7 protein-coding genes are annotated in these 5,891 nt (G+C 69.2%); 5 read left to right on the plus strand and 2 right to left on the minus strand.

Annotation, left to right across the window (positions count from 1 at the left end):
* Positions 1 to 179 precede the first annotated feature (179 nt).
* On the minus strand, positions 180 to 971 hold the full coding sequence (locus tag WBA97_RS13520) for an SDR family NAD(P)-dependent oxidoreductase (RefSeq protein WP_424231127.1): 792 nt from the start codon (positions 969 to 971) through the stop codon (positions 180 to 182).
* 15 nt (positions 972 to 986) lie between these two features.
* A complete protein-coding gene (locus WBA97_RS13525; RefSeq protein WP_424231128.1) occupies positions 987 to 1,577 on the minus strand; it encodes an ester cyclase in 591 nt (196 codons plus the stop codon).
* Between the two features lie 251 nt (positions 1,578 to 1,828).
* Here WBA97_RS13525 and WBA97_RS13530 point away from each other — a divergent pair, with 251 nt between their 5' ends.
* The 5 genes from WBA97_RS13530 (at position 1,829) to WBA97_RS13550 (ending at position 5,847) form a co-directional block, all read left to right on the plus strand.
* The gene (locus WBA97_RS13530; protein WP_424231129.1) at positions 1,829 to 2,602 is read left to right on the plus strand and encodes an AfsR/SARP family transcriptional regulator; all 774 of its coding nucleotides are present in this window, start codon (positions 1,829 to 1,831) and stop codon (positions 2,600 to 2,602) included.
* 38 nt (positions 2,603 to 2,640) lie between these two features.
* Positions 2,641 to 3,129, plus strand: coding sequence for an NUDIX domain-containing protein (locus tag WBA97_RS13535; RefSeq protein ID WP_424231130.1), 489 nt, complete (start codon positions 2,641 to 2,643; stop codon positions 3,127 to 3,129).
* Positions 3,130 to 3,346: 217 nt separating this feature from the next.
* Positions 3,347 to 4,345, plus strand: a complete 999-nt coding sequence (locus WBA97_RS13540; RefSeq protein ID WP_424231131.1) for a 3-oxoacyl-ACP synthase III family protein — start codon at positions 3,347 to 3,349, stop codon at positions 4,343 to 4,345.
* A 7-nt stretch (positions 4,346 to 4,352) separates the two neighbouring features.
* The gene (locus tag WBA97_RS13545) at positions 4,353 to 5,240 is read left to right on the plus strand and encodes a 3-hydroxybutyryl-CoA dehydrogenase (protein ID WP_424231132.1); all 888 of its coding nucleotides are present in this window, start codon (positions 4,353 to 4,355) and stop codon (positions 5,238 to 5,240) included.
* Positions 5,241 to 5,379: 139 nt separating this feature from the next.
* Complete coding sequence (locus tag WBA97_RS13550) at positions 5,380 to 5,847, plus strand: hypothetical protein (RefSeq protein WP_424231133.1); 468 nt, start codon at positions 5,380 to 5,382, stop codon at positions 5,845 to 5,847.
* Positions 5,848 to 5,891 lie beyond the last annotated feature (44 nt).

Here is a 5,891-nt window from a genome sequence, read left to right on the forward strand (position 1 = left end):
GGGGCCGGGCGGCTGTGCGCCCGGCCCCCACTAGCATGCCCCGAAAGACGCGTTCGTCCTTTGGTCCTTTGGTTGCGCTTTGCCTCCGGCGAGGAGCCGCCGGAGGCAAAGCGGCGAGGACAAGCAGGACACGAAAGAGGGCCTTCCCGTGCGGGAAGGCCCTCTTTCACGTCTCTGCGTCAGCGCTTCTTGCGGCGGGCGCCGGTCAGCCACAGCATGAAGTGGTTCATCCTGGGGAAGTGCTGTCCCTGTGAGGACACGAACTTCATCTGCCACGGCATGATGACCGTGCCGCGCTTGCGTTCGACCGCCTTGCAGATGGCGTCCGCCACCTGTTCCGGGGTCACCGTCGGCACGATCTTGGCGATCTTCGGCAGCTTGTCTTCCGAGTCCGGGTTGTTCGCGAAGTAGCTGGTGCTCACCGTACCCAGCACGATCTCCGTCGCGCCGACGCCGGAGCCGCGCAGGTCGGCCTTCAGCGCCAGGTCAAGGCCGCGCAGTGCCCAGCGGGCGCTCGCGTAGCCGACCGCGCCCGGCCAGACCCCTCGGGACACACCGGAGTTCACGGTGACGATCCAGCCTGCGCGCCTCGCCAGCATGCCCGTGACGAACGCGCGGGTCGTGAGCAGCGCTGCCAGGTACGGCACCTTCGCCATGGCCACCAGCTCGCCGGGCTCCGCGTCCTCAATGGACACCCAGCGGCCGGAACCCGCGCTGTTCACCAGCACGTCGACCTCGTGGCCGTCGGTGCGGATGGCTTCCGCCAGCTCCGCCACCGCGTCCAGTTCGCCAACATCACAGGTGTAGTGGTGTGCGCGGAGGCCGAGCTCAGCGGTCAGCGCCTTCAGCTTGGTCTCGCCCCTGGCCACCAGCAGCACAGTGGCGCCGCGGGCGTGCGCGGCGCGGGCGACGGCCTCGCCGATGCCGCTTGAGGCGCCGGTAACGAGTACGGTACGGCCGAGCAGTTTCATTGTGTGCCCCAGACGTCAGTGCGTGTGGTTCTTCTTGTACCCGCAGGCGGGGCACGCGGCCTTCGCACGCAGACTGCGCGCACGCAGGTGCTGCACCTTGCTCATGAACTTCGACTGCAGCGTGTTCGGCGGCGGCACGATGCCAAGCTGGCGCGCGGTCTGCAGGCAGTCGTAGATCGTGGTGTTGCCCGCGAGCAGGCCGTCGCGGAAGACCCACTCGTCGACGCAGCGCACCGACATGGACTGGCCGGTCGGCGCCATGTTGGTGAATGGCCACAACTTGGTGAGCGTGCCCGTCATCGTGTAGCGGGCGATGCCCAGCTGCTCGGTCGGCGACGGGATCGGGTCGCTCACGCGCGTGATCTTCAGGTCCGGGTAGGACGTCGCGAACGCGTTGATCACCTTGATCAGTTCCTTGCGGCCGCGGATCGGCCAGGGAACGCTCGGGTCGGTCCACACGATGTCGTCGGTGCACGTGTCCGCCACGGCCTCCGCGTCGAGCGCGTCCCACGCGGCGAGGTTGCGGTCCGCCCAGTCCTTCAAAAACGCCGGGTCCAGGCCGCCGGGCTGCTTCTTGGCCGCGGCCCGCGCGATCGGTGTGGCCATGGTGAGTCCTCCTACCGGGATCCCGGTCGATTGGTGGCGTGATTTCCGGATGTCGTCAAGAATTGTGCTTCCGCGCGGCATGTCGCGGCCAGTGCGGACGTTCCTGATTTTCACCTGATCCGTTCATCGAGTGGGTGTGGGTTCTTCACGTATCGCGCGCCGGGGTTCCCTGCCAGTGACTCGACGTGTGACCATCGGTTCACTCAATCCGCGGTACCAGGGCATACGTTCAGTGGTCGGAGTGAATAGTCATGAAGTTCCACTTACTGGGGTCATTGGAAGTCAGTGATGGCGCCTCGCGAATCGATCTCGGCGGTGTCAAACAGCGTGCCGTCCTCGGCTATCTGCTGCTGCACGCGAACCAGGTCGTGCCGAACAGCAGGATGCTGAACGCGCTGTGGGACTGTCAGCCGCCGTCGACCGCACGCAAGATGGTGCAGAACGCGGTGTCCGCGATCCGGCGCATGCTGGCCGCGGCCGGCCAGGACTGCTCGGCTCAGCTGATCACGCACGCGCCCGGCTACCAGCTGCGCGTCGACCCGGACGACGTGGACATGTACCAGTTCCGCCGTCTTGTCCACAGTGGACGGGAGGCCAGCGGCGCCGGTCAGCCGGAGCGCGGCACCCACCTGTTCAGGGAGGCGCTGACCCTCTGGCGCGGTCGCGCGCTCGCCGACCTCGTCGAGTCCGGCACCATGTGGTCGGAGCTGAGCGCGATCGAGGACGAGCGGCTCTCCGCGCTCGAGGACTGCTTCGACGCCGAGCTGCAGTGCGGCAGGCACCGCGAGATCACCCCCGAGCTGGAGGTGCTGACCGCCGCGGAGCCACTGCGTGAGCGGCTGTGCATCCAGTTCATGCTCGCCCTGTACCGCTCCGGCCGCCAGGTCGACGCGCTCAACGTCTACCGCAGGACCAGGGCCGCCCTCGTCGACGGGCTCGGCATCGAGCCCGGCCCCGAGCTGCAGGCGCTACAGCACATGATCCTGGAGCACGACGCCTCGATCCAGGTGCCCGTCTACGCCTGAGCATCCGCCCACACGACTGCGAAAGGCGGGGGAGCCACATGAGACAGTCGTCGCACAAGCAGGCCACCGCGCGGCTCGCGTTCTCCTGCTACGTCTTCACCAGCGATGCCCGGCTGCTGCTGACCATGCGCGGGCAGACCATGAAGACCTGGCCCGGGGTGTGGAGCAACTCCTGCCACGGCCACCCCGAACCAGGCGAGTCCACCTCGGACGCGGTGGCCCGCGCGCTGCGCGAGGAGCTGGGGCTCGTCGTCGTCCCCGAACTGGTGCTGCCCGGATACCGCGGTGTGACAGCGGGAGAGCGGTGCCTGGTCTACCGCGCCGTGACCGACGATCCCCCGCACCCTGACCCGGCCGCGGTCGGTGACTTCGAGTGGGTCGGGTGGGCCGACTTCGTGTACGCCCTGGTGGCTGGTGACCTCACGATGGCCCCGTGGTGTGGCCCCGAGGTCGCCGAACTGGGCGCGCTCGGTGAGAACCCGGCCCGCTGGCCGGTGGCCGATGAGGCGGTACCGCCCGCGGCGTGAGACCGGCGAACCGACACCGAGCTTCGCGGTCGCCGCACCCGTCCAGGTAGGACTGTCCCGGCGGGTGCGGCATCCGCGCCTTCCACGATCCGGTAACAACCCGGGGAAGTCCCCGGTAATTTCCCCGGCCAATTGCCGTGCACCACCGATGGTTCGCATTGCTCACGGCGTCGGTCGCGATGCACCATCTGATGGAGAACACGAGCCGGGAGGATCTGTGTCCATCGGAATCATCGGGACTGGGTCGTACATGCCGGAGTGGGTGGTGACCAACGCGGAGCTCGCCCAGCGCGTTCCCGGCACCACCGCGGAGCAGATCGCCGCCAAGACCGACATCCACACCCGTCGTTTCGCCGCGTCCGCCGAAGCAACCTCCGACCTCGCGGCGGTCGCCGCGACTCGCGCGCTCGAACAGGCAGGCCTCTCGGTCGATCGCGTCGACTATCTCATCGTGTCGACGTCGACCGGTGACCAGCCGCAGCCACCCACGTCCTGCCTCGTGCAGGACCTCGTCGGCGCGTACGGGGCCGCGTGCTTCGACGTCAACGCCGTGTGCGCGGGCTTCGTGCACGGGCTGGTGCTGGCGCAGAGCCTGGTCAACGTCCGGCCCGGCGCGCACGCGCTCGTGGTCGGCGCCGACGTGTACTCACGCATCCTTGACTTCGACGACCGGCGCACCGCGGTGCTGTTCGGGGACGGCGCCGGCGCCGCGGTCGTCGGTGAGGTCCCCGACGACCGAGGGCTCGCCGAGTTCGACCTGGCGACCCGAGGCGACCGGCACGACCTGATCTGGGTCGACGCGGGCGGCAGCAGGCGCCCCGCGTCGATCAAAACCCTCGCGGAGGGCGGGCACTTCTTCCGGATGAAGGGACGAGACGTCACCGAGATCGTCCTGCACGAGGTGCCTCCGTTCGTGGACAAACTGCTGGCCCGCGCCGGCGTGACCGCGGCAGACGTCGATCACGTCGTGCCGCACCAGGCGAACGGCAGACTGCTCTCGCAGCTGGTCGAGCGCTGCGGGCTGGCCGGTGCGACCACCCACCGCACCGTGGAGAAGTACGGCAACGTCGGCAGCGCATCGGTACCGGTGACGCTCGACGAGGCCAACCGCGCCGGCCTGCTGGCCGACGGCGACCTGGTCCTGCTGCTCGGTTTCGGCGGCGGGATGTCCATGGGTGCGAGCCTGCTCCGCTGGGCCGGCCCCGCAAGGAAGTGATCTCACCATGAACAGGATTCGACGCGTCGGCGTCGTGGGATGCGGCGTGATGGGTGCCGGTCTCGCCGAGGTCTGCGCCCGTGCCGGGCTCGACGTGCTGGTCGCGGTGTCGCGGCCGGGGCGGGAGGTGGACGGCAGGCGCAGGCTGGTCGGCTCGCTGGACAACGGGCTGCGCAAGGGAAAACTCACCGAGGCGGACCGGGACGCGGCACTCGCGCGGGTGTCGTTCACCGCCGACCTCACCGACTTCGCCGACCGGCAGTTCGTCATCGAGGCCGGGCCGGAGCAGGAGTCGGTCAAGCTGGACGTGTTCGCCACTCTCGACAAGGTGGTGGCGGACGACGACGCGATCCTCGGCTCCAACACCTCGTCGTTCCCGATCATCCAGCTCGGCCGCGTCACCGACCGGCCAGGCAAGGTCGTCGGCACGCACTTCTTCAACCCCGTCACGGTGCTGCCGCTGGTGGAGCTGGTCGGCTCGGTGCTCACCGAGGACGACACGGTCGCCACGGCGGAGACCTTCGTGACCGACGTGCTCGGCAAGCAGGTCGTGCGCACCAAGGACCGTTCCGGGTTCGTGGTGAACGCCTTGCTGATCCCGTACCTGCTGTCGGCGATCCGGGTGTACGAGTCCGGGGTGGCGTCGATGGCCGACATCGACACGGCCATGAAGCTGGGCTGTGCGCACCCGATGGGCCCGTTCGCGCTGAGCGACCTGATCGGCCTGGACATCGTGCAGGCCATCAGCGAGTCGCTCTACGCCGAGTACCGCGAGCCCCACTACTCGCCGCCGCCACTGCTGGCCCGCATGGTCTCGGCTGGGCTGCTCGGCAAGAAGACGGGGCGTGGCTTCTACGACTATCCGGCGCGCAAGGAAGTACAGGTCGCGGCATGAGCGGAGCTTGCGGAGCGAATCATCGAACAGAGCGCGGAGCTTGCGGAGCAATGAGCGGAGCTTGCGGAGCGAATCGTCGAACAGCGCATCGAGCACAGGGCGACCGCGAGCGGTTCCCCGGAGCCTGCGAGGGGGAATCATGAGCGTGATGGACTTCGCCGACTATCGGCTCAACATGCGCGCGGGTGCGCCCGCGCTGGCCCAGCGGTCCTTCTACCTGGTCGGGCTGACGCAGGGGGTGCGGCGCGGCACGCGTGCGGTCGCCGCCGACCCGCGTAAACGCCTGGCGGGCGTCATCCGCGCCCACCACCCGAACGCCGTCGTACACGACCCGGTCGACGCGTGGGACCGGGCGCACGACCAGGCGCCCGCCGAGTTCCACCGGCTCACCGGGCTCGCGGCGGGCAGCGACGTGTGTGTCGCGTGGCTGCCGGACCAGGAGTCCACCGCGGACGCGGTCGCGGAGGTGCAGGCCGCGCACCGCGGCGGCGCCACCGTGGTGGCGATCACCGGCGAGACCGACGACTTCGTGGTCCGCGCGTTCGCCACGGTGGTCCTGCCGGACCTCGACGCGTTCACCGACTGGTTGCACGCACAAGCCGCGTGAGGGCGTCATGTCCTGAGGGGCGCGGCCGGGGCACTGGCCCCGGC

This window comes from Actinophytocola sp. (assembly GCF_049647105.1).
Classification (GTDB): Bacteria; Actinomycetota; Actinomycetes; order Mycobacteriales; family Pseudonocardiaceae; genus Actinophytocola.

Bases quoted from the DNA above. Each gene is read 5' to 3' on its own strand.
- WBA97_RS13545 (WP_424231132.1), top strand. From the start codon at position 4,353: ATGAACAGGATTCGACGCGTCGGCGTCGTGGGATGCGGCGTGATGGGT.
- WBA97_RS13535 (WP_424231130.1), top strand. From the start codon at position 2,641: ATGAGACAGTCGTCGCACAAGCAGGCCACCGCGCGGCTCGCGTTCTCC.
- WBA97_RS13550 (WP_424231133.1), top strand. From the start codon at position 5,380: ATGAGCGTGATGGACTTCGCCGACTATCGGCTCAACATGCGCGCGGGT.
- WBA97_RS13530 (WP_424231129.1), top strand. From the start codon at position 1,829: ATGAAGTTCCACTTACTGGGGTCATTGGAAGTCAGTGATGGCGCCTCG.
- WBA97_RS13520 (WP_424231127.1), bottom strand. From the start codon at position 971: ATGAAACTGCTCGGCCGTACCGTACTCGTTACCGGCGCCTCAAGCGGC.
- WBA97_RS13525 (WP_424231128.1), bottom strand. From the start codon at position 1,577: ATGGCCACACCGATCGCGCGGGCCGCGGCCAAGAAGCAGCCCGGCGGC.